At 75.5% G+C, this 22,505-nt stretch carries 19 protein-coding genes and 1 pseudogene; 10 read left to right on the top strand and 10 right to left on the bottom strand.

The genetic code is table 11. The annotated features are described in order from the left end of the window. Positions 1 to 4 precede the first annotated feature (4 nt). The 3 genes from acs to ACZLKG_RS15625 form a co-directional block, all read right to left on the bottom strand. Complete coding sequence (gene acs / locus ACZLKG_RS15635) at positions 5 to 1,987, bottom strand: acetate--CoA ligase (protein WP_425708019.1); 1,983 nt, start codon at positions 1,985 to 1,987, stop codon at positions 5 to 7. A 57-nt stretch (positions 1,988 to 2,044) separates the two neighbouring features. Beyond that, positions 2,045 to 3,601, bottom strand: coding sequence for a hypothetical protein (locus tag ACZLKG_RS15630; protein WP_463649253.1), 1,557 nt, complete (start codon positions 3,599 to 3,601; stop codon positions 2,045 to 2,047). A gap of 116 nt (positions 3,602 to 3,717) precedes the next feature. Then, entirely contained in the window at positions 3,718 to 4,713 is a 996-nt protein-coding gene (locus ACZLKG_RS15625; protein WP_463649252.1) for a hypothetical protein, read from the bottom strand. Positions 4,714 to 5,039: 326 nt separating this feature from the next. Between ACZLKG_RS15625 and ACZLKG_RS15620 the strand changes: the two genes are divergently transcribed. From ACZLKG_RS15620 to ACZLKG_RS15590, 7 genes are all read left to right on the top strand, one after another. Further along, positions 5,040 to 6,014, top strand: coding sequence for a CpaE-like family protein (locus tag ACZLKG_RS15620; RefSeq protein ID WP_463649251.1), 975 nt, complete (start codon positions 5,040 to 5,042; stop codon positions 6,012 to 6,014). After that, positions 6,011 to 7,294 (top strand): TadA family conjugal transfer-associated ATPase, encoded by a 1,284-nt coding sequence (locus tag ACZLKG_RS15615; RefSeq protein WP_463649250.1) that lies wholly within the window; start codon positions 6,011 to 6,013, stop codon positions 7,292 to 7,294. The genes ACZLKG_RS15620 and ACZLKG_RS15615 overlap by 4 nt, the downstream gene beginning before the upstream one ends. After that, positions 7,291 to 8,088 carry a type II secretion system F family protein gene (locus tag ACZLKG_RS15610; RefSeq protein ID WP_463649249.1) on the top strand — a complete coding sequence of 266 codons (798 nt, stop codon included), beginning with the start codon at positions 7,291 to 7,293 and terminating at the stop codon, positions 8,086 to 8,088. Before ACZLKG_RS15615 ends, ACZLKG_RS15610 begins: the two co-directional genes overlap by 4 nt. Next, positions 8,085 to 8,633: a type II secretion system F family protein gene (locus tag ACZLKG_RS15605; protein WP_463649248.1), complete on the top strand. Its 549-nt coding sequence runs from the start codon at positions 8,085 to 8,087 to the stop codon at positions 8,631 to 8,633. Before ACZLKG_RS15610 ends, ACZLKG_RS15605 begins: the two co-directional genes overlap by 4 nt. A 237-nt stretch (positions 8,634 to 8,870) precedes the next feature. Continuing rightward, positions 8,871 to 9,089 carry a DUF4244 domain-containing protein gene (locus ACZLKG_RS15600; RefSeq protein ID WP_463649247.1) on the top strand — a complete coding sequence of 73 codons (219 nt, stop codon included), beginning with the start codon at positions 8,871 to 8,873 and terminating at the stop codon, positions 9,087 to 9,089. Between the two features lie 203 nt (positions 9,090 to 9,292). Continuing rightward, complete coding sequence (locus tag ACZLKG_RS15595) at positions 9,293 to 9,634, top strand: TadE family type IV pilus minor pilin (RefSeq protein WP_463649246.1); 342 nt, start codon at positions 9,293 to 9,295, stop codon at positions 9,632 to 9,634. Further along, positions 9,631 to 10,050 (top strand): Rv3654c family TadE-like protein, encoded by a 420-nt coding sequence (locus ACZLKG_RS15590; RefSeq protein WP_463649245.1) that lies wholly within the window; start codon positions 9,631 to 9,633, stop codon positions 10,048 to 10,050. Before ACZLKG_RS15595 ends, ACZLKG_RS15590 begins: the two co-directional genes overlap by 4 nt. A 95-nt stretch (positions 10,051 to 10,145) precedes the next feature. Here ACZLKG_RS15590 and ACZLKG_RS15585 read toward each other — a convergent pair whose 3' ends face one another. From ACZLKG_RS15585 to ACZLKG_RS15570, 4 genes are all read right to left on the bottom strand, one after another. Continuing rightward, complete coding sequence (locus tag ACZLKG_RS15585) at positions 10,146 to 12,752, bottom strand: DEAD/DEAH box helicase (protein WP_463649244.1); 2,607 nt, start codon at positions 12,750 to 12,752, stop codon at positions 10,146 to 10,148. 25 nt (positions 12,753 to 12,777) lie between these two features. After that, positions 12,778 to 13,446 carry a GOLPH3/VPS74 family protein gene (locus ACZLKG_RS15580; protein ID WP_463649243.1) on the bottom strand — a complete coding sequence of 223 codons (669 nt, stop codon included), beginning with the start codon at positions 13,444 to 13,446 and terminating at the stop codon, positions 12,778 to 12,780. A 92-nt stretch (positions 13,447 to 13,538) separates the two neighbouring features. Further along, a complete protein-coding gene (locus ACZLKG_RS15575) occupies positions 13,539 to 14,291 on the bottom strand; it encodes a hypothetical protein (protein ID WP_463649242.1) in 753 nt (250 codons plus the stop codon). A gap of 14 nt (positions 14,292 to 14,305) precedes the next feature. Continuing rightward, complete coding sequence (locus ACZLKG_RS15570) at positions 14,306 to 15,280, bottom strand: hypothetical protein (protein WP_463649241.1); 975 nt, start codon at positions 15,278 to 15,280, stop codon at positions 14,306 to 14,308. Positions 15,281 to 15,522: 242 nt separating this feature from the next. Here ACZLKG_RS15570 and ACZLKG_RS15565 point away from each other — a divergent pair, with 242 nt between their 5' ends. Together ACZLKG_RS15565 and ACZLKG_RS15560 are read left to right on the top strand one after the other, a co-directional pair. Then, positions 15,523 to 17,820 carry a sodium-translocating pyrophosphatase gene (locus ACZLKG_RS15565; RefSeq protein WP_463649240.1) on the top strand — a complete coding sequence of 766 codons (2,298 nt, stop codon included), beginning with the start codon at positions 15,523 to 15,525 and terminating at the stop codon, positions 17,818 to 17,820. A gap of 137 nt (positions 17,821 to 17,957) precedes the next feature. After that, entirely contained in the window at positions 17,958 to 19,499 is a 1,542-nt protein-coding gene (locus ACZLKG_RS15560) for a methyltransferase (RefSeq protein ID WP_463649239.1), read from the top strand. Positions 19,500 to 19,631: 132 nt separating this feature from the next. On the opposite strand, the gene ACZLKG_RS15555 is transcribed toward ACZLKG_RS15560, so the two are convergent. Next, positions 19,632 to 20,201 carry a dihydrofolate reductase family protein gene (locus tag ACZLKG_RS15555; protein WP_463649238.1) on the bottom strand — a complete coding sequence of 190 codons (570 nt, stop codon included), beginning with the start codon at positions 20,199 to 20,201 and terminating at the stop codon, positions 19,632 to 19,634. Between the two features lie 35 nt (positions 20,202 to 20,236). Beyond that, positions 20,237 to 20,833, bottom strand: a complete 597-nt coding sequence (locus ACZLKG_RS15550) for a CGNR zinc finger domain-containing protein (protein WP_463649237.1) — start codon at positions 20,831 to 20,833, stop codon at positions 20,237 to 20,239. Positions 20,834 to 20,989: 156 nt separating this feature from the next. Here ACZLKG_RS15550 and ACZLKG_RS15545 point away from each other — a divergent pair, with 156 nt between their 5' ends. Further along, positions 20,990 to 22,006, top strand: coding sequence for an LLM class flavin-dependent oxidoreductase (locus ACZLKG_RS15545; RefSeq protein ID WP_463649236.1), 1,017 nt, complete (start codon positions 20,990 to 20,992; stop codon positions 22,004 to 22,006). A 182-nt stretch (positions 22,007 to 22,188) separates the two neighbouring features. Here the strand turns inward: ACZLKG_RS15545 and ACZLKG_RS15540 are convergent. Then, a pseudogene (locus ACZLKG_RS15540) lies at positions 22,189 to 22,505 on the bottom strand (23S rRNA (uracil(747)-C(5))-methyltransferase); the annotation flags it as partial.

Raw genomic sequence — 22,505 nt, 5'->3', positions numbered from 1 at the left:
GCGGTCAGTCCTGCTGCATCCCCCGGGTGATCTGGTCCATCACCGAGGTGTCGGCGAGCGTGGTCACGTCGCCGGCGTCGCGGCCCTCGGCGACGTCGCGCAGCAGGCGGCGCATGATCTTCCCCGAGCGGGTCTTCGGCAGCTCGGCGACCACGTGGAGCGTCCGCGGCCGGGCGATCGGTCCGATCTGGGCGGCGACGTGCGCGCGCAGCTCGCCGACGACGTCGGACCCCTCGCCGGGCTCGTCGGCCTCCTGGAGCGCGTCGCCGCGCAGGATGACGAACGCGACGACGGCCTGGCCGGTCGTGTCGTCCTTCGCTCCGACGACGGCGGCCTCGGCGACCTTCGGGTGCGAGACGAGGGAGGACTCGATCTCCGTGGTGGACAGGCGGTGGCCGGACACGTTCATCACGTCGTCGACGCGGCCGAGGAACCAGATGTCGCCCTCGTCGTCCTTGCGCGCGCCGTCGCCCGCGAAGTAGCTGCCCGGGAAGCGCGACCAGTACGTGTCGACGAACCGCTGCTCGTCGCCCCAGATGCCACGGGTCATCGCCGGCCACGGCGCGGTCAGCGCGAGGTAGCCCCCCTGGCCGTCGGTGACGGCCTTGCCGGCGTCGTCGAGGATCTCCGCGGAGATGCCCGGCAGGGGCTTCGTGGCCGAGCCGGGCTGCGTCGAGGTCACGCCCGGCAGCGGCGCGATCATGATCGCGCCGGTCTCGGTCTGCCACCACGTGTCGACCACGGGCGTGCGCTCGGCGCCGATGACGCGGCGGTACCACATCCACGCTTCGGGGTTGATGGGCTCACCGACGGTGCCGAGCAGCCTCAGGCTCGACAGGTCGAACTTCCCCGGGACGTCCTCGCCCCACTTCATGCACGTGCGGATCGCGGTCGGCGAGGTGTAGAGGAGCGTCACGCCGTACCGCTCGACGATCTCCCACCACCTGCCCTGGTGCGGGGTGTCCGGGGTGCCCTCGTACAGGACCTGCGTGACGCCGTCGGACAGCGGTCCGTAGACGACGTAGGAGTGCCCGGTGACCCACCCGACGTCGGCGGTGCACCAGAAGACGTCCTGCCCGGCCTTGTGGTCGAACACGTTGTGGAACGTGTACTGCGACTGGGTGAGGTATCCGCCGGTCGTGTGGAGGATGCCCTTGGGCTTCCCGGTCGTGCCGGACGTGTAGAGGAGGAACAGGGGGTGCTCGGCCTCGACGGCGACGGGCTCGTGCTCCGCCGGGGCCGCGGCCAGCGCCTCGGCCCACTCGACGTCGCGACCCTCGGTCCAGTCGGTCTCCTGGCCGGTACGGCGCACGACGAGGACGTGCTCGACGTTCGTGCCGCCCTTGGCGAGCGCGTCGTCGACCGCCCGCTTGAGGGGGAGCTGCTTGCCGCGGCGCCAGCCGCCGTCGGCGGTGACGACGAGCCGCGCGTCGCCGTCGATGATCCGGGAGTGGAGGGCGTCGGCGGAGAACCCGCCGAAGACCACGGAGTGGACGGCGCCGATGCGTGCGCAGGCGAGCATCGCGACCACGGCCTCGGGGATCATCGGCAGGTAGATCGCCACGCGGTCGCCGGTCGTGACGCCGAGGGCCTCCAGCGCTCCGGCGGCGCGCGAGACCTGCTCGAGCAGCTCGGCGTACGTGAGGTCGTACCGGTCGCCCGGCTCGCCCTCGAAGTGGATGGCCACCCGGTCGCCGTGCCCGGCCGCGACGTGCCGGTCGACGGCGTTCTCGCACGCGTTGAGGGTGCCGTCCGCGAACCAGCGGGCCACCGGGGCGCCCGACCAGTCGAGGGACTGCGTGGGCTCGGTGCGCCAGGTGAGCAGGTCGCGCGCCTGGTCGAGCCAGAACGCGTCGGTGTCGGCGGCGGCAGTGTCGTAGAGGTCGGCCCCTGCGTTCGCCTGGGCGGCGAACTCCGGGTCGGGTGCGAACGTGCGCGTCTCGGTGAGCAGGTTGTCCACTCCGCCGGTCGTCTCGTCGGTCGTCATCGGGGCCCCTTCGCCGTTGCGGGCCCTGCGGGCCCGGTTCCGTGTCCGGGTACGAGCCTAGCCCCGGGGGCGGGTGGCGCGCCGCTCCTCCGCGACGAAGACGCCCTCCGCACGGCCCGCCCGGCGAGCCCCGTGGGTGGCGATGGCGACGCCGAGAAGCGCGAGCCCGTACATGAGAAGGCGCCCGGACGTCCCGTCCGTCACGAGGTGCGCGGCGATGTTCTCGCCCAGCGACTCGACGCCGGACAGGTTCGTCAGGCCGTCGAGGAACGGGTCGAGCAGGTCGGACAGGGGACCCGGGACGACGAGCCAGGCGGCGCCGAGCACGGTCCCGACGATGCCCCACACCCAGGCGCCGAGCGAGCTGACGCGGGCGAGGAGGACGAGGAGCAGGACGAGGAGCGCACCGGCGCCAAGCTCGGCCACGTGCTCGGCGACGACGTCGCCGGTCACCCAGGCGGTGCTCTCGCCGTTGGAGAGGCGCGCCCCGGCGTCGGCGACGAGGTACCAGGCCACGGGGGCCAGGACGAGGGAGACGAGCAGGACCCAGACGTGCGTGCCCGCGCCCCGGCTCGGCGGGGCGTCCTGCGGGGCGTCGCCGTCCCAGGTGTCGGGCAGTCCCTGGTCCTTCCGGCCGGTGGTCGTCGAGCCCGCCGCGGTGCCGGCGGCGGTCGTACCCGCTGCGGTCGCACCCGCGGTGGACGCCGCCGCCCTCGACTCGGGCGTGCTGCCGCCGCGACCGCTGCGGGCGGCTCCACCGGCGGCGAGCCTGGTCGTGGCCGTGTCGTCGGAGTCCGGGGCGTCAGGAGTGGTGGTCGTGGGCACGGCGGAGTCGGGCGCGTGCCCCTGCGCCGCGTCGGCCGAGCCGGCGCTGCGGGCGGCCGCCGCGCGCGAGGCGGCGAACAGCGGCGTCCAGGCCTCGTCGTCCTCGTCGTCCGCCGGAGCGGCGGTGGTGGTGGGTGCGGTGGTGGTCGTGGGCGCGCCGACGGTGGTGGTGCCGGAGGAGGGCGCGCCGTCCGTGTCCGCGGAGTGCGCGTCCGCGTCGCGTGCGTCAGCGGTCTGCGGGTCCGTGTCGGGTGCGTCGGCGGGGTGCTCGGCCGCCGTCGGCACGCCGTCGCCGCCGGAGGCGAACGCGGCGTCCCAGGAGTCGGCGTCGACCTCGTCCTCGGCGGTCTCCTCGCCGGTCGGGGGCGGTGGGGCCGTGACCGACGTGTCGTCCGGTCGGGCGGCCCGTGCGCCGCTGCCGGTGGCGCCGTGCGGCGCTGCCGGGTCTGCGTCGTCGGCGACCACGACGGTGTCGACGTCGTCGGCGTGTGCCCGGTCGGCGGGGTCGGGCTCCGCGGGTGCGGCCTCGGTCCGCTCGGGCTCGCGGCCGTCGGTACCGGCCGCGTGCTCGGCGGCGGCATCCCGCTCGGTGGCATCCCGCTCGGTGGCATCCCGCTCGGTGGCGGCGTCGTCGTCGACCTCGGCCGCGGGCGCCCCGGTCTCCTCCGGACCCGGGCGGGGCTGGAACCTGTCGGGGGAGGAGGTGGGCAGCAGCGCGCGGCGACGCGCCGCGGCCAGCTCCTCGTCGGCCGACGTGCGCGACCCGTCCGTGGTCGGGTTGTCCGTCACCGTGACTGCCTCCTCGACATGACGTGGGCGTGGCGGGACGGCCTCCCACCTGTCTCCCGCCACGCTACGGCCGCATCTCGCGCGCGCCGCGGAGGCGCCCCGGCGCGTTGCGCGCGTCACACGGGGCGGCGAGGGGTGCGACGGGCGGCGGGGTCGCCCGTGCGGGAGACCTGCGCGATGGCCATCTCGGTGCGTTCGTACCGCTTGCCCGACCGGCGCGCCCAGTGTGCGCCGGACGTCCCCATCGCCAGGGCGATCCCGAGGGTCAGGAGCGTGCCGTCGGCGAGGGCGCTCGAGGACTGGCCGGGGTCGAGGTCCACGGGGACCGGCCCGGTGCCGAGCAACGACGTGTGCAGCAGGCACAGGACCACGAGGAGCCCGCCGGCGACCTGCCCCCCGATCGAGGAGATCCCCGACGTCGCGGCGCACGCCGCCAGGAGCACGGCGCCGAGGAGCAGCAGCCACGACCCCCAGCCGTCGCCCTCGGGACGCCCGGGTGAGGCGAGCGCGACGAACCACGCACCGGCGGCGCCGAGCACCACGGCGGGCGCGGTCGCCAGGACGTGGTCCCCGCGGCGGGATCGCTCGTGCCCGGTGGTGGCCTCGGCGCGCTCGTCGGAGCGGCCGGCCCGGCGCGCGATCGAGGTGCCGATCGCGACACCGGCCACCAGGACGACCGCGACGGTGGCGGTCCCGTGCTCGGCGAGCACGTGCAACCCGTCGGCGGCCCGCCTGAACGCGGCGGGCGGGTTCGCCTCGGCGAGACGGTCGGCCGAGAGCGAGACGACCAGCCAGCCGCCGAGCGCGTAGAGCCAGGCCGTCAGGGACGAGAACACGGCGGTCGCCCAGCCGACGAGCCAGCTGAGCACGAGGGCGGCCAGCGTGAGAGCCAACAGCGCGGCCATGGGTCCGAGGGCACCGTCGGTGCCGGAGGTCGCCACCACCCGGGCCGAGGCCCACGGCAGCACGGCGAGGACGCCGAGCGTGCCGGGGACGAGAAGGACGGCGAACACGACGGCCCACGCGTGCTGGGGCAGCCGCGTGCGACGCCGGTAGGGCCGACGCCGCCGGGCACGACCCGCCGACGTGCCCCCGGCCCTCGCGCGGGGCACGGAACCGTCCGTGTCCCCGGCGTCCTCGGGAGTCTCCGCGGACACCGGCGTGGGGGCGGGTCCGGACGGCGACGACATCGAGCTCTGGCCTCCGGTCGGGCGCCCGCGGGTCGGACGAGTCGGCACCAGGGTAGTCGGGCCGCCGCGGTCCCCGCGGGCGCCCACCCCCGGTCGCCACGGAGGCCGTCGCCGTTCCCCGCGGGCCCCGTCGCCGGTCCACAGGGCATGACGACGAGTCGTGGTCCACAGGTCCAGGGCGAGCGCCCGGTCGGGTGCGGCAGCGTCGGTTCCGACGGCGCATCCCGTGCCGCGGACGGAGGGTGACCATGGGTGGGACGACGGCGGTCGTGGCCGTGCGGGGAGGGGCGCCGGACTCGGCCGGCCGGGACGCGGTGCGGCGGCTCGGCGAGCTGGGTGGCGTGCGCGTGAGCGACGACTGGCGCTGCGCGGCGATCGTCCTCGACGACGTCGGCTCGGGCGAGCTGGTGGTGGTCGCGGGCCCGGAGGTAGGGGCCCGCCTGCAGGTCCCCAGGGACGAGGAACGGCTGCTGGACCTGCTGCTCGGCGCGGTGCCCGCACGGGCGACCCGGGTGGGGGTCGTGGGTGCCCACGGGGGCTCGGGGACCACGATGCTCGCGGTGGCGCTCGCGAGCGTGCCGGTACGCGCCGGGATCCCCGTCTCGCTCGTCGACCTCGACCCGGCCGGAGGCGTCGTCGAGCTCCTTACGGGCCTCGAGCGCGACCCGGGGACGCGGTGGGCGGACCTCCGGCGTCAGGAGGGCACGCTTCTGCCCGAGCGGCTCGCCACCTCCCTGCCCGCGTTCGAGCACGTCCGCCTCCTCGGGGGAGATCTGCGCGGGGGAGCCGACGTCGACGAGCCCGTCGTGGCCCGGGCCGTGCGCGCCGTCGCCCAGGCCTCCGAGGTCGTCGTGCTCGACCTGCCGCGCACCGTCCTCGTCCGCGCTCAGGACTCCCGCCCGTCGCTGATCGACGACCTCGACCACCTCGTGCTGACGGCGAGCGCCGGGCTGCGCGGCGGCGCCGCCGCGGCAGCCGCGGCGCGAGCGCTCGCGAGGCCCGCGGGCGGACCGGAGATCTCGCTGGTCGTGCGCCGACGCAGCGGGGAGGACGTCCTCGCGTCCGACGTGGCGGAGGCCTGCGGGCTGCCGCTACGTGGCGTGGTACGACACGTGCGCACGCTCGACGCAGGCGTCGAGCACGGGGTCGTCCCCGGGACACGGCGCGGGCCGTTGCGCTCCGCCGCGGAGGAGGTCGCGGGCGCGCTGGGGCTCCTCCCGTGAGGGGTCGGCCCGCGCCGGTCGGCGGTGCCTCCTGGGTGCGCGCCGAGGTCGCCGCCGGGCGGGACGTCACCGAGGCGCTCGGCGCCGGCACGGTCGATGCCCTCGGGTCCGGCACGCTCCTGCGCCTCGAGCACGACCTGCGTGCCGAGCTTCTCGGCGCGGGCACCCTGCTCGCCCCCCTGCTGGCCGCCCCCGACGTCACCGACGTCCTCGTCAACGGCCCCTCGGGAGTGTGGGCGGACCGCGGCGAGGGGCTCGTCCGGGTGCCCGACCCGCGTCGGGTGCTCGGCGACGAGAGCGCCGTGCGGGGGCTCGCGACCCGGCTCGCGGCCGCGTGCGGCCGGCGGCTGGACGACGCCGCACCCGTCGTCGACGGCACCCTGCCGGACGGGACCCGGCTGCACGCCGTCCTCCCGCCGCTCGCCGCGGACGGGACGACGATCTCCCTGCGCACCTTCCGGGACCGGACCCTGTCGCTGGTGGACCTCGTCGGCCTGGGCGCGGTGCCGGCGCACGTCGCACCCGTGCTGCGCGCCCTGGTGCGCAGCCGGGCCAACGTCGTGCTCTCCGGCGCCACCGGCACGGGCAAGACCACGATGCTCGCCGCGCTCCTCGGACTCGTCGACCACCGCGAGCGCATCGTCTGCCTCGAGGACTCGATCGAGCTGCGCCCCACGCACCCGCACGTCGTCCATCTCCAGGTCCGGCGGCCCAACGTCCAGATGGCCGGCGAGGTCACGCTGGCCGACCTCGTGCGCGCCGCGATGCGGATGCGGCCGGACCGCATCGTGCTCGGCGAGTGTCGTGGCGCAGAGGTCCGCGACGTCCTCGGCGCGCTCAACACGGGCCACGAGGGCGGGTGGGCGACGGTGCACGCGAACACGGCGCAGGACGTGCCCAGCCGCCTCGTCGCCCTCGCGGCGCTCGCCGGGATGACCGAGTCCACGCTCGCCGCACAGGCCGCGTCCGGGATCGACGCCGTGGTGCACCTGCGGCGGACCGACGGTCGCCGGCACGTCGCCCAGATCGGCGTGCTCGTCCGGTCCGGCGCGCAGCTGGACTGCGTCGACGCGCTGACCGTCGCGCCGGACGGATGGGTGACGGGCGGCCCCGGGGTCGACCGGCTGGCGCACCGGGTCGGCGACGACGTCGTGGCCACCGCCCTCGCTGCCGCCCCGGTGCAGGACGGCGGCCCTGACCGGCACCCGGCCGGCGCCGACGGTGCGCGCGCGGAGCCCGGTCGGCGCGCCGTCCGCGCACGGACGAGGGCCGGGGCATGACGCCCGGTGTCCTGCTCGCCGGCCTGCTCGTGCTGCTCGCCGTCGCGCTCCTCGCACCGCCGCCCAGGCGCGTGCGGCGGCCGGCTCGTCGCGCCGTCGGTCCCGCGGCCCCGTTGGCGCGGCGCGGGCGGCGGGGCCGGCCGGTGCAGCTCGACCCCGGCCTGCTGGTGTCGGAGGTCGCCATGCGGCTGCGCGCCGGGTCGGACCCGGGCCGGGCCTGGACCGCCGCGCTGCGCCGGTCCGGACTGCCGCACCAGGGCGGAACCGCCGAGGGCCAGGGTGATGCGGGACCCGTCGTGGCCGGCGCCGAGCTCGACGAGAGCGGCGTCCCCGTCGCGCTCCTCGACCTGGCCGCCCGGCTCGGCGGAGGTCCGCGATCCGCCCGGCGGCCGGGCGCGGGCCGCCGGGCCGGGCCCCGGCTCGGCAACCGGGCGGAGCGGGCCTCCGCCCGCGGCGCGCTTGCGGGTGTCGTCGCAGCCTGCCGCGTCACGCGTGCCACCGGCGCGCCGCTCGCGGAGATCCTCGACCGCAGCGCCGCAGGCATCGCCGAGTCGGCGCGCGCAGCAGGGGCGCGGACCGTCGCGCTCGCCGGGCCGCGAGCGACCGGCAGGTTGCTCGGCTGGCTCCCCCTCCTGGGGCTGCTGCTCGGTGCCGCGGTCGGGGCCGACCCCGTCGCGGTCCTGCTCGACGGCGGGCTCGGCACCGTGTGCCTCGTGGTCGGCTCGGCGTTCCTCGTCGTCGGCTGGTGCTGGGTGCTCCGGGACGAGCGCCGGGCCGAGACGGCCGACGCATGAGTGTCCACCTGCTCCTGCTCGCCGTCGCGGCCGTCGCCCCGTGGCTGCTGGTCCGCCAGGTCGCCGTTCCCGCACGGCCACGCGGGCCGAGCCTGCCCGGACTCGCCCTCGACCCCGCCGTGCTGCTCGACCTGTGCGGGGCGGCCCTCGCGGCCGGCAGCTCCGTGCCCGGTGCGCTGCGCGCCCTGGGCGGTGCCCTGACCGAGATCGGCGACGGGAGCACCACCCGGGCGCTGCGCGCGGCCGGAGACCTCCTCCTGCTCGGTGCGCCGTGGGAGGAGGCGTGGGCCGGCGCGCCCGCCCACGCGCGGGCGCTGGCCGACTGCCTCGAGCCCGCCTGGAACGACGGCGCCGACCCCGGACCGCTGCTGGCCATGCGGGCCGAGACGCTGCGGGCGGACCGGGCCCGGTCCGCCGAGGAGGCCGCGGCGCGGCTCGGCGTCCGCCTCGTCCTCCCGCTCGGCCTGTGCTTCCTGCCCGCCTTCATCCTCCTCGGGATCCTGCCCGTGGTCCTCGGCGCGGGGCTCGACCTGCTCGGACGGTGAGGGCCCCGTGCCGCGCGGTGCCGACCGCCACGTGTGGCGTGCCGAGGGCCGGATGCGGCCTACCGAGCGGTGCCGCGTCCCGCACGCGACGCGGGTTCCACAGGCAGCCGTCGTGCACCGCGATGCACAGGTCCGGACCGTCCCGGAACGGGCCGGAGCACCGCCTCGGCAGCCTGGTCACGCGAGCCCGGCACCGGGTCGGGCGCACACCGGGACGAACCGGGGAAGGACGACGACATGCACACGATCAGCCAGGCGGCTCACCGCCTCACCACCACTCTTCGTGCACGGCACGGACGCGCGGCGGAGGATCCCGAGGCGGGGATGGCGACCGCCGAGTACGCCATCGGCACGGTCGCCGCGGCCGGCCTCGCCGCGGCGCTCATCGGGATCCTCAACGGCGATGCCGTCATCTCGATGGTGACCGGGCTCATCACGCGGGCGCTCGGGGTCTGATGACCACGCACGCACAGCCGGGGGCCGGGCACCACGCCCGGCCCCCGGCCGCGCCACGTCGGACTGGCGAGGTCGCGCCACGTCGGACGGGCGAGGTCGCGTTCCCTCGGTCGGACGAGGCCGTGCCCCCTCGGACGGGCAGGGCCACGCATCACCGGTCGGCCGGCGCCGCGTCCCACCGGCCCGGACCGGACGAGCGCGGCATGGTCACGGCCGAGCTCGCGACCGTCCTGCCCGCCGTCGCCCTCGTCCTCCTGCTCGTCCTCTCGGCGATCGCCACTGGGGCCGCGCACATCCGCGCCACCGACGCGGCCCAGGCCGGTGCTCGGGCAGCTGCCGCCGGGGAGAGCTCCCAGGTGGTCGTCGACCACGCCGAGCGCCTCGCGCCCGAGGACGCGAACGTCTCGGTCGCGCAGGACGACGGCCTCGTCGTCGTCACGGTCGTGGCGCCGTACCCGGGTCCGCTCTCGCTCGTCGGCGGTCGGGTCATCGCCAGCGCGAGCGCGGTCCCGGAGGAGGCGCTTGTCGGAGGGGGCTCACCATGAGTGCCCCGGGTTCCGGGCCGCGTGCGAGGAGGGACCAGGGGCGCGAGGTCGCCCGGGTCGTGGGCCGGGACCGCGAGCACGGTGCGGCGACGGTCCTCGTCGCCGGCGTCGTCGCGTCCATGCTGCTCCTCCTGGTCGGCGTGCTCGCGCTGGCCCGCGTCCAGGTCGCCCGGCAGGAGGCCCAGGGCGCTGCGGACCTCGGTTCCCTGGCCGCCGCCGGTGCGCTCCAGCACGGCACCGCACCGGCCGAGGCGTGCGCGCGCTCGACCGGGGTGGTGGGCCTCAACGAGGCCGCCACGGTGTCGTGCGAGGTGGAGGGCGAGGAGGTCGTCGTGTCGGCGACGGTGCTCGTCGAGCTCGGTGTGTTCGGGACCTACGACGCGGTGGCGCACGCCCGCGCCGGACCCGTGCGGTGAGTGCGGTGATCGGGCGGTGAGTGCGCGGTGACCGGGCGATGGGTGGGCCGGCCCCGAGCGGTGAGCGCGCGGTGACCGGGCGTCGGCGGCTCCCGTCAGAGGTCGCCGGTCGGCGGCGTGAACGGCTCCGCGTCCGGGTGCCGCTCGGCGGCCTCGGCGAGGACGGTGAGCAGCGCGATCGCCCCCGGCTTGTCCAGCGGCGAGTTCCCGTTGCCGCACTTGGGCGACTGCACGCAGCGGGGGCACCCCGCGACGCACGGGCACGTCCGCACCGTCTCCAGGGTGGCGCGGACCCACTCCACCGACGCGTCGAAGCCGCGGCGTGCGAACCCCGCGCCGCCCGGGAAGCCGTCGTGGACGACCACGGTGGGCCGGCCGGTCTGGTCGTGGGCCTCGGTCGACAGGCCCCCGATGTCCCACCGGTCGCACGTCGCGAGCAGCGGGAGCATGCCGATCGAGGCGTGCTCGGCCGCGTGCAGCGCCCCGCCGAGCCGGCCCGGGTCGACGCCCGCCTCCTCGAGGGCGGCCTCGTCGAGGGTCCACCACGTGCCGACCGTGCGGAACGTGCGCGCCTCCAGACCGAGCTGCTCGACCCCGATCTGCCGCTGGTCGGGCACCCGGTAGCGTACGAACGAGTCGACCTGACCGGTGATCTCCACCTCGCCGGTCGACCAGCGCACGCCGCCGCGCTCGACCACGGCCTCCTCGGACAGGAACCGGACGCTCGAGCTGCTCCGGGCGCGCGTCCGGTACGGCAGGTGGGCGCCGTCGGTGACCATCGCGACGTCGTCGACCCGGGTCTCCACCAGCAGGACCCGACCCTGGTGGACGTACACCGCGCCCGGGTGGACCGTGGTGTCGGCGTTGCCGGCGTCGACCGTCCCCAGCACCGTGCCCGTGGCGGATTCGACGATCTGGACCTGCCGCTCGGTGCTGCCGCGCAGCGAGGTGAGGTCCTGGGCGCGCACGGTGTTCGCCACGTCCCAGTACCAGCCGGTCGGACGGCGCCGGAGCAGCCCGAGCGTGTCGACGAGGTGGTCGAGGAGGGCGCGGCCGCGCTCGTCCTCGATGCCGAACAGCGCGAGGTCCTCGGTCGTCAGCGGCAGCTCGGCGGCCGCGGCGCACAGGTGGGGCGCGAGGACGTGCGGGTTCGTCGGGTCGAACACCGTGGCCTCGACCGGCTCACCGAGCACGGCCTCGGGGTGGTGGACGAGGAAGGAGTCCAGCGGGTCGGCCGAGGCCACGAGGACGGCCACCCCGTCCGCCCCCGCGCGCCCGGCGCGTCCGGCCTGCTGCCACATCGAGGCCCGCGATCCGGGCCACCCGCACAGCAGGACGGCGTCGAGCCCCGAGACGTCGATGCCCAGCTCGAGCGCGTTGGTCGTCGCCATCGCGAGCACCTCGCCCGAGCGTAGCCGGGCCTCCAGCGCACGACGCTCCTCGGGGAGGTAGCCCCCGCGGTAGGCACGGACCGTGTCCACGAGGGCGGGCGAGACGAGCGCGAGGTGTCGGCGAGCCGACTCGGCCAGGGCCTCCGCGCCGCGACGGGACCGGACGAACGCCAGCGTCCGGGCACCGGCGGGCACGAGGTCGGCGACGAGCTCGGCGCACTCCGCGAGCGCCGACCTGCGCTCGACCTCGTCGACCTCGGCGCGGTCGAGCACCTCCTCCTCGGCCGCCACCGCGTCCGCGGGGAGTGCCCACGGGTCGTCGTCGCTGCCGCCGCGCGGCGCGTCGTCGACGAGGGGGACCGGCGGCCCGCCCGGGGACGCGGCCGCCGCCGCGGGCGCGGCGCCGACGCGCGAGGGCTCCGAGGACGCGGACCCGGACGAGGCGATTCCGGCCCCCCACCGGTCGGCCGGGGCCGGCTGCCACAGCGCGAGGTAGCGGTCGCCCGCCGGCGAGGCGTCGTCGTCGACCACGACGACCTCGTCGGTCGACGTGCCGATGATCCGGGCGGCGGCGACGCCGGGCTCCGCGCTGGTCGCGGACAGGCAGACGACCGCCGGGTCGGCGCCGAGGTGCCGCGCGACCCGCAGCAGCCGCCGCACGACGAGCGCCACGTGGGCGCCGAGGACGCCCCGGTACGCGTGCGCCTCGTCGACCACCACGACCGACAGCCCGCGCAGGACCCGCTCCCACCGGCGCCGCGACGGGAGCACGGAGTAGTGGACGAAGTCCGGGTTGGTGAGCACGACGTCGGCGTGCTCGCGCGCCCAGTCCCGCTCGGCGTCCGGGGTGTCGCCGTCGCACGTGGCCACCCGCACCGAGGTCAGCGCGCTCGCCGCGAGCAGGCCCTCGAGCGCGGTGGCCTGGTCGTGCGCGAGGGCCTTGGTCGGCGCCAGGTACAGGGCCGTCGGGCGACGCGTGTGCCGCGCGATCGACCCCGCGTCGGGGCCCACGGCGGCGAGCGCGCCCGCGCGCACCGCGGACAGCACGGGCAGCCACACGGCCATCGACTTGCCGGAGCCGGTGCCGGTCGCCACCGCCGTGTGCCGTCCCTCGTGGACGGCCTGCGCGGCGGTGACCTGGTGGGTCCACGGCAGCGCGACACCCAGCCGGCGGTACCCGGCCACGAGATCGGGGTCGGCCCATGCCGGCCAGTCGGCCGTGCGGGCGGGACGGGCCGGCAGGTGCTCGAGGTGGACCAGCCGGTCGTCCTCGGCGCCCACGCGGCGCAGGAGGTCGACGAGTGAGGTCACCGGGACATTCTGCGCCGCACCGGCCTCAGCTCGAGCCCGTGACCGTGGTGGTGACGACGGCGGACATCACGGCGGCGTCCACGGCCGCGACCGAGTCCCTGACCGCCTTGGCGGCCCAGTCTCCCTCGGCCATCTCCTTCACGCGGCGGCGGACCTCCCGAGCGCCGAGCCCCTCGACGGGCGGGACCCTGTGGGCGATGTCCATCGCCGAGAGGACGGAGAGCAGCGCGACGGCGCGCGCGTGCCCGCGACCCTCGGCGATCGCGGCCGTCAGGGCGGCGCGCATCTCGCGCTCGTGCGTGGCGTCGTCCGTCGGCCACGTGGTGCTCGAGAACAGGCCGAGCACGCGACCCTCCTCCCGGCGCAGGATGCCACGCTCCGCGAGCGTCTCGAGCAGCGGCTCCTTGCCGGCGCGGCCGAGCCGCGTGACGAGCTCGTTCGCGGTGCGGTCCTTCGCCGAGACCTCCTCCAGGGCATCGGCGAGGACGGGGTGCTCGGGGGCCGGCGCGTCCGTCGGTTCCACCGTCGCGCGCCGGAACAGCCCGGACGGCTCCCCGATCTGGACCCAGCCGCCGAGGGCGAGCTCGGCCAGCAGTGCGCCGCCGAGCCCGGCGACGAGGTAGGAGTGGTGGGTGAAGCGCCCGGAGTCGTCGTCGAGCAGGAGCAGGGTGAGGTCTTCCGCGAGCAGCGTCACACCAGCACGGTAGCGGGCAGGGTGCCCGCAGGCGTGCCGGCCCCGCGCGGCGACCGACCGGTGGTGCCCAGGCGGCGGTGGCGGGAGCGTGATCAGTCCGCGGCGATCACCCCGTCCGCCACCTCGACGCGGATCGGCTCGGCCGCCCAGCTGATCGGCCGCTCGAACGCCGTGTTCGGCGAGGTGAGATGCCCCTCGATGACCAGCTCGTACTCCCCGTCGGGCAGAGGCGTGACGGCGACCGTCTCCCCCGTCTCGTGGTCCCCGCAGGGCATGGGGAACACGGTCGTGGTGGAGGTGGCCGGTGCGCCGATCTCGATCGGCTCCTCGAGGCCGGCGTACGTGACCGTCTCGTCGTCCCCGGCGAGAACGGCGACGACCTCGTCGCTGACGGGGTCGACGAGAACGACGAAGACGGTGTGCGCGAACAGGTCGGTGGAGGTGTAGCCCGGTCCGCCGAGCTCGACCTCCAGGCCGAGACGGGCCGGCGTCGAGCCGTCGAGCAGGCGGACCGCCACGTGGTCGACGGCGCTGGTGTCGCCCCGGGGTCGGTAGACGTCGTCGATCAGCGTCCCGCACACCTCCTGCGCTCGTTCCGAGTACGCGACCTCACCGGGGGCAGACGGCGGGTCGGACCCGTCCGGGTGGTCGGACCCGTCCGGGTGGTCGGACCGGTCCGGCGGGTAGGAGCCCGCCGGTGGGCCCGTGTCGCAGGCGCCCAGCACGAGCATCGATCCGAGCGCGAGCGCACGGACGACGGACCGAGATCGAACGGGGGGTGCAACGGCCGGGTCGGTGGGGGCGACGCGCCCTCGCGCGCGGCCGTGCCGTGCTGCTGCGGTCATCGGGAGCTCCTGTGCTAGTCGCTGTAGGCGTTCTCGCCGGAGTAGCCGATGCCCTCGACGACGGCGTCCGTGACGGTCACGGTGGTCTGCTCCTGTCCCCACATCGCATGCCCGGTGCGCTCGTCGTCCTCGGGGCCCTCGGCGAGCTGTGCGCTGCCGAAGACCGTCATCGTGTACGTCCCGTCCGCCAGGGGCTGCGCCGTGAACTCGGCGTCCTCCTCGACGTCCGTGGGGCATGCCACCGGCACCACCTGGACCCGCGTGCTCGTCCCGCCGGGGGACGGCGCGATCGGCTCGTCCAGCTGGATGGTGCGGGTCAGCTCCCCGTCGTGCGCGGAGAAGCCGACCCAGCGACGGTCGTCACCGGGCGTGAGGAACGAGACGCTGACCGCGTCCGTCAGGTACGGCTGCTCGTGCTCGGGGCCGGTGAGGGTGATCTCGAGCTCGAGGATCGGGTCGTCCGGGGCGGAGACGACCTCGACGCTCACCTCCTCGACGACGCCCTCGTCCGGCAGGATCAGAGTGCGCGGGGCGGGCGCTGTCGCAGCATGGGCCGTCGGTGCCTGGGCAGTTGCCGCATGAGCCGACGCCGCGTGGGCCGGACCGCTCGCGCGCACGCCGCCGTGGTCGTGCCAGAGGTCGGTCGGGTCGGGGCCGTTCACGTAGATGTCCTCGACCTGGTTCGTCGGGACGTGGCAGAGGCTCTCGGCGCTGCTCGAGAAGATCAGCGCGTCGCCGTAGGGGGCCGGGAGATCCTCGGTCAAGCTCGAGCCTCCCGTGCCCGGCCCCTGCGTGCCCGTGCCCTCGGTCCCCGTGCCCTCCGCGCCTCCGGTGCCCGGGCCCTCGGTCCCCGGCTCGGTGTCGGTCCCCGCGCACCCCGCGAGCAGGCCGACGCCGAGAGCGGCGACGAGCAGCGTCCGGCGGCGCTTGACGGTGACGCGAGGCAGGGGCGCTGGTACGACGTCGTCGGGGACGAAAGCGGTGCTCATGCCGGGAGGATGCCCCAGCGCGGGCGCGGCCACCACGCCGACGGAGGGGAGCGCTCACCGGGGGAGCGCTGCCCGGGCTCCGCGGCGTGCCGCGCCCACCTGGGAGGACGCACGGCGCCGCGTCAGTTACCCTCCTGAGAAGATCAGCCGGCCCCGGGGGCGGCCGTGACGTCGACGCCGACGGCCCTCCGGTACCGGCCCTCGTCAGCGCCGTCCGCGGCGCTCCTCACCGTGGAGGACCCGTGCAGGATCTCTCGACCTCGTCCCTCGTCATCGCCGTGTGCGTCGGCGTCCTCGCGATCGGGGCGCTCGCGTTCGCCGTCGTGCTGCGGCGGCAGGTGCTCGCCGAACGGTCCGGCAGCGAGAACATGGTCTCCATCGCCCGGGCGGTCCAGGAGGGCGCCTCCGCCTACCTGGCCCGGCAGTTCCGCACCCTGGGTGCGTTCGTCGTCGTCATCACGGGGCTGCTCCTCCTGCTGCCCGGCGACATGGACGTCCGCATCGGTCGGTCGGTCGCGTTCCTCGTGGGCGCCGCGTTCTCCGCGGCGATCGGGTACCTCGGCATGTGGCTCGCCGTGCGGGCCAACGTCCGGGTGGCCGCGGCGGCGACCCGCGCCGACGGCCGCGCCGAGGGGGCGCGGATCGCGTTCCGCACCGGCGGCGCCGTCGGCATGAGCGTCGTCGGCCTCGGGCTGCTCGGGGCCGCGCTCACCGTCGTCGTCTACGGCACCGACGCACCGGTCGTGCTCGAGGGCTTCGGCTTCGGCGCCGCCCTGCTCGCGATGTTCATGCGGGTCGGCGGCGGGATCTTCACCAAGGCCGCGGACGTCGGCGCCGACCTCGTCGGCAAGGTCGAGCAGGGCATCCCCGAGGACGACCCCCGCAACGCCGCCACGATCGCGGACAACGTGGGCGACAACGTGGGCGACTGCGCCGGCATGGCGGCCGACCTCTTCGAGTCCTACGCGGTCACGCTCGTCGCCTCCCTCATCCTGGGTCGCGCCGCCCTCGGCGAGCACGGCATGATCCTGCCGCTGCTCGTCACCGCGGTGGGCGCCGTCGTCGCCGTCCTCGGCGTCCTCACCACCCGGGTGCGCGGCACGGAGTCGGGCCTCAAGGCGATCTACCGCGGCTTCTACACGGCGGCCGTGGCCGGCGTCGTCCTCGCCGCGATCGCCGCGTTCGCCTACCTGCCCGCCTCCTTCGCCGACACCGTCGGCACCACCGGGACCATCACGGACGTCCCGATCGACGACCCCCGCGTGGTCGCCTCGCTCGCCGTGCTCATCGGCGTGGCGCTCGCCGGGGTCATCCTCTGGCTCACCGGCTTCTACACCGGTACCGGCACGAGCCCCACGAAGCGGGTCGCCGCCACCTCCCGCACCGGCGCGGCCACGGTCGTCCTCGCCGGCATCGGGGTGGGCTTCGAGTCCGCCGTCTACACCGCCGGCGTCATCGCCGCCGCGATCTGCGGGTGCTTCCTCCTCGCGGGCGGATCGGTGTGGCTGGCCCTGTTCCTCGTGGCGCTCGCGGGCTGCGGCCTGCTCACCACGGTGGGTGTCATCGTGGCGATGGACACCTTCGGCCCGGTCTCGGACAACGCTCAGGGCATCGCCGAGATGTCCGGCGAGGTCGACGAGGAGGGTGCCCAGATCCTCACCGACCTCGACGCCGTGGGGAACACGACGAAGGCCATCACCAAGGGCATCGCGATCGCCACCGCGGTCCTCGCGGCCACCGCCCTGTTCGGCTCCTACGCCGACGTGGTGTCCACCGCCGTGGCCGGCCTCGCCGAGGAGGGCCGCGCCGAGGCGGGCGGCATCGTCGGCGCGATGATGAGCTACGAGCTCATCAGCCCGGTCACGCTGGTCGGCGTCATCCTCGGTGCCGCCACGGTCTTCCTCTTCTCCGGGCTGACGATCGACGCCGTGACCCGCTCCGCCGGGGCGATCGTGCGCGAGGTGCGCCGCCAGTTCCGCGACCTGCCCGGCATCATGACCGGGGAGCAGCGCCCCGAGTACGGCAAGGTCGTCGACATCTGCACCCGCGACTCGCTGCGTGAGCTCGCCACCCCGGGTCTGCTCGCCGCGCTCGCCCCGATCGCCGTGGGTTTCGGTCTCGGGGTCGGGCCGCTCGCGGGCTTCCTCGCCGGCACCATCGCCACCGGCGTCCTCATGGCCGTCTTCCTCGCGAACTCCGGCGGCAGCTGGGACAACGCGAAGAAGATCGTCGAGGACGGTCACCACGGCGGCAAGGGCAGTGCGCAGCACGAGGCCGTGGTCATCGGCGACACCGTGGGCGACCCGTTCAAGGACACCGCCGGCCCCGCGATCAACCCGCTCATCAAGGTGATGAACCTCGTCGCCCTGCTCATCGCGCCGTTGGTCGTCGAGTGGTCCGTCCCCGCCGACGCCAACCACGCGCTGCGGATCGGGCTCGCGACCGTGGCCGGGCTCGTCGCCGTCGGTGCCGTGCTCGTGTCCCGGAGGCGGGCGGTCCGCGCCGAGGAGCGCGAGCTGGCCGAGGCCGGGATCTCCTGACCGCCGGCGCCACGACGCCGTCGGCGCCTCCTGACCGCCTGTGCCTCCTGACCGCCCGCGCCTGGTGACTGCCTGCGGCTCGTGCCCGCCTGCGCCACGTGGCAGCCGGGGGAAGCGGCTCGCCCTACGCTCGAGGGGTGCAGTCGCTTCCCGAGGAGACGCTCGCCGCCGCGTGGCGGCACGCCGGATTCACCCCCGACGGCGTCGCCCGGCTTCTCGGTCCGGTAGCCGAGGCGCTGCTCGCCTCCGGGAACCGCGTGCCGGCGCGCGCGGTGCTCGACGCGGCCGGCGACGCGGACCGGGAGCTCGCCGCCTGGGTGCGGCTCCTCGTCCTCGGCGAGCGCGTCGACTCGACCGACCTGACGTCGGGCGAGGCCGGGAAGCAGGACGCGCGTGCTCCAGGGACGACGGGGGAACCGGATGTCGTCGTCCTTCTCGTGGCCCTCGGCCTGGCCGAGTCCGACGGGGCATCGGTGATGCCGCTCGTCACCGTGGCGCCGGTCGACCTCGGGGACCGGACCGGTTGGGCCGTGTCCGACCGCCTGGTCCCCGGCATCGCACCCGGGCCGGAGCACGTCGTCGGCGTCGGCGCCGCCACCCGCACCCTCGACGCGCTCACGGTGCGCCCCCGGCCGGGGGACCGGCTGCTCGACCTCGGCACCGGCGGCGGCTATCTCGCGCTGCGGGCCGCCGCCGCAGGGGCCCGGGTCGTCGCCACCGACGTCAACCCGCGCGCGCTCGCCCTCACCGGACTCGGCGCCGACCTCAGTGGTGTGAGCGTCGACCTGTGGCGGGGTTCCCTGTTCGAGCCCGTCCGCGGCTCGTTCGACCGGATCGTTTCCAACCCGCCGTTCGTCGTCTCCGGCCGTACCGGCGTGGAGCGCACCACCTACCGCGACGGCGGGGCCGCGGGCGACGCCCTGGTCGCCGAGCTCCTCCGCGGCGTCGGCGAGCACCTCGCGCCCGGCGGTACCGCCCAGCTGCTCGCGAACTGGGAGCACCTGGGCGGCGAGGACTGGCGCGAGCGGGTGGGCGGCTGGGTCGATACCGACCTCGACCTGTGGGTCGTCCAGCGTGACGTCGCGGACCCAGCAACCTACGTCGACACCTGGCTCCGCGACGGCGGCACCCACCCCGCCGCCGGCCGGGAGGAGTTCGAGGTGGCAGCCGCGCGCTGGCTCGGTGACCTTGAGGACCGCGGCGTGAGCGCCATCGGCATGGGGCACGTCACCGTGCGCCGCCCGGGCGTGGACGAGCCGGCCGGTGCGCCGTGGCGGCGCCTCGAGGACGCCGCCGGTCTGGGCAGCGGGCGGCTCGGCGACCACGTCGCCGCCGTGCTCGACGCGGTCGCCCACCTGCGCCCCGCACTCACCGACGACGAGGCCCTGCTCGCGGCCACAGTCGTCGTCGCCGCAGACGTCACCGAGGTCCGTCATCATCGGCCCGGCGCGGGCCAGCCCGAGGTCATCGAGCTCGTCCAGGGCGGGGGATACGCGCGGACGGTGCGCGCCTCGACCGGTCTGTCCGCCGTCGTCGGGGCGTGCGACGGGGAGCTGCCGCTCGGAGTCCTCGTCGACGCCGTGGCCGGGCTCCTGGACGTCGACGCGACCGGTCTGCGGACCGAGCTGGTCCCCCAGCTGCGCGAGCTGATCGAGACGGGGATGCTCGCCCCTGCCTGACCGGGCGGACGGGTGACGTATCCCCACCGGTGCGGGGGTCGACCGACGAGTGAGGGGACTGGATCCCTGCACTCGTGCTCGGGCCCCTCGCTCGTCGGGCTTCTCCGGTCGTCAGGGCTACGCGACCGTGGGTCAGCTGCGACGCGTGTAGCGGAGCAGGACGACGCCCGCGTCGAACGAGCGGGTCTCGGCGAGCTCCAAGTCACGCAGCTCGTGCGCGTCGGTGAACAGGCGACGACCGGTGCCGACGACGACCGGGTGGACGAACAGCCGCAGCTCGTCGACCGTGCCGCGGGCGAGCAGCTGCTGGGCGAGCGAGATGCTGCCTGTCAGCACGATGTCGGCGCCCTCGCGGGAGGTCAGCTCGCTGATCTGGGAGTCGAGGTCGTCACCGCCGCGCAGGACGGTCGTGCCGTCCCAGCCCGGGTTCTCGAGGCTCGCGGAGACGACGTACTTCTCCACACGGTCGAGGTGGTTCGTCACGCCGGTCGTATCGTCCACCCGCTGCGGCCAGAAGCCGCGCATCTCCTCGAACGTGATGCGCCCGACGAGGAAGCCGTCCGAGGCGGCCGCGTGCTCACGCGTGATCTCCGCGAGCTGCCGGCCCTGGGTCGAGTCGTCCGTCGGGTCGAACCACGACCCGTCGTTCTCGACGACCCCGTCCAGGGTGATGTTCTCCGTGATGACGATTCTGCGTGTCATGTCGCCTGCTCCCTTGTCGGTCCCTGCATGGACGTTCACTGAACGGGCATCTCCTGCATGGCCTGGCGATCTCGGAAGGCGCGGACCTTGGCGCGGTTTCCGCAGCGGGCCATCGAGCACCAGGTGCGCCGGCCGCCGCGCGAGAGGTCGAGGAAGACCATCGGGCAACCGTGGCCGTCGCAGTTCCGGAGGCGATCCGTGTCGTCACGGAGGTGGACGAGCGCGTCCCGGGCGATGGTCGCGAGCGCCTGGCAGGCGGCCGGGTCGGTGGGCGGTTCGTGGCCTGGGAACACCGGCGGCAGGTCGGGCCGGGCGGCCAGCTCGGCGAGGTGGGGGAGGTCGTCGTCGGGGGAGGCCGTGCCACTGCCGTTGCTGACCCCGGCGGCCGAACGGACGAGCCGGGTGAGGCGGTCGCGCAGGTCGAGGGCCGCGGCGAGCTCCTCGTCGGTCAGCGGCAGCAGCGGCCGCCCGAGGTGTTCGCCGAGCCAGCCGTCGAGCTCGTCGGCGGTGGAGATGATGCCGTCCCGCCACTGTCCGACCCCGAACTCGCCGGTGTAGACGTAGTCGAGGAACAGCGCGCCCGAGTCGAACGTCCACGACTGCCCGTCCCACGTGCGGATGCGTTCCGCCATGACCATCACCTCCGGTAACTGTCTAAGGAGGTTGCGGATGGTGCGCCGGGTCGTCAACGGTTCGGTCGGAGGTCCAGTGCCTGTCCCGCTCGACGAGACACAGGGGAGGCCGCGCGAGCGCGGGAACAACCACGCCGCCACGGAGTTGACCCAGCAGTGAAGCGCATCGGATTCCTCTCCTTCGGGAACTGGCGGGACGTGGGCGGCAGCGCCGTGGCCACGGCCGCCGACGCCCATCTGCAGACCATCGAGCTCGCGGAGGCCGCCGAGGAGATCGGCATCGACGGCGCCTACCTGCGCGTGCACCACTTCGCGCCGCAGCTCGCGTCCCCGTTCCCGCTGCTCGCGGCGATTGCGGCGCGCACGTCCCGCATCGAGATGGGCACCGGCGTGATCGACATGCGCTACGAGAACCCGCTCTACCTCGCGGAGGAGGCCGCGGCCACGGACCTCATCGCCGGCGGCCGTCTCCAGCTCGGCATCTCGCGGGGCTCCCCGGAGCCCGCGCAGGACGGCGCCGCGGCCTTCGGCTACCGGGCGCCGGAGGGGCAGACCATGGCCGACGTCGCCCGCACCAAGGCCGACATCGCGCGTCAGGCGATCCGCGGCGCCGGCGTCGTCATGTCCGACCCCGGCCAGACCGGGCAGAGCGTGCCGCTCGCGGTCCAGCCCCTGTCCGACGGCCTCGACCGGCGCCTGTGGTGGGGCGCCGGCAGCCGGGCCACCGCGCGTTGGGCCGCCGAGGAGGGGTACAACCTCATGTCCTCCACGCTGCTCACCGAGGACACGGGCGTGCCGTTCGACGAGCTCCAGGCCGAGCAGATCCAGGTGTTTCGCGACGCCTGGGCCGAGGAGGGCCGCGACTGGGAGCCCCGCCTCTCCGTCTCCCGCTCGGTGTTCCCGATCGTCTCCGACCTCGACCGCCGCTACTTCGGCTCGCGCAGCGAGGACAGCGAGGACCAGGTCGGCGTCCTCGAGGGCGTGCGCTCCCGGTTCGGCCGCACGTATGCCGGCGAACCCGACGTCGTCGCCGCGGAGCTCGCCGCCGACGCCGCGGTCCAGGCGGCCGACACCCTGCTCGTCACCGTGCCCAACATGCTTGGCGTGGACTACAACGCGGCCCTTCTGGAGAGCATCGTGCGGCACGTCGCCCCCGCCCTCGGCCGGGACTGAGCGGCCGGCGAGATGCCCTGGCTCCCTTGGCTCTCCTGACCCCCATGTCGCCGAGTCAGTCAGCTATCCATCGAGTCGGTCGACGAGGGCGGTTGACTGGGCACGTTGCCGATTGCCTCGGCGAGATGGGCGGGGCGGGGGCGCCGAGAAGCTGCGGGTGACCGGCCCCGAGCTGGACGCCGTCAGGACCGCTCGAGCAGCACCATGACCTCGTCGTGGGCGGTGTGCGGGAACATGTCGAACAGTCGCGCCGCGACGGGCGCCAGCGACGGCATCCGCCCCAGGTCCCGCGCGAGCGTCGTCGCGTTGCACGAGGAGTACAGGACGTGACCCGCGCCCGAGCCCTCGAGCCGTCCGGCGAGCTCCTCGGAGAGCCCGCGCCGCGGCGGGTTGACCACCACGAGGTCCGGGGCCCCCGACGACGACGCCAGCGCCCAGGCGGTCGCGTCACCGTCGGCGAAGGTCACCCGATCGGCGACGCCGCCACGCGCGGCGGCCG

The organism is Georgenia sp. Z2081 (genome assembly GCF_055326445.1).
Note: the sequence above shows the minus strand (reverse complement) of the source record. Positions and strands in the feature narration are given on the sequence as shown.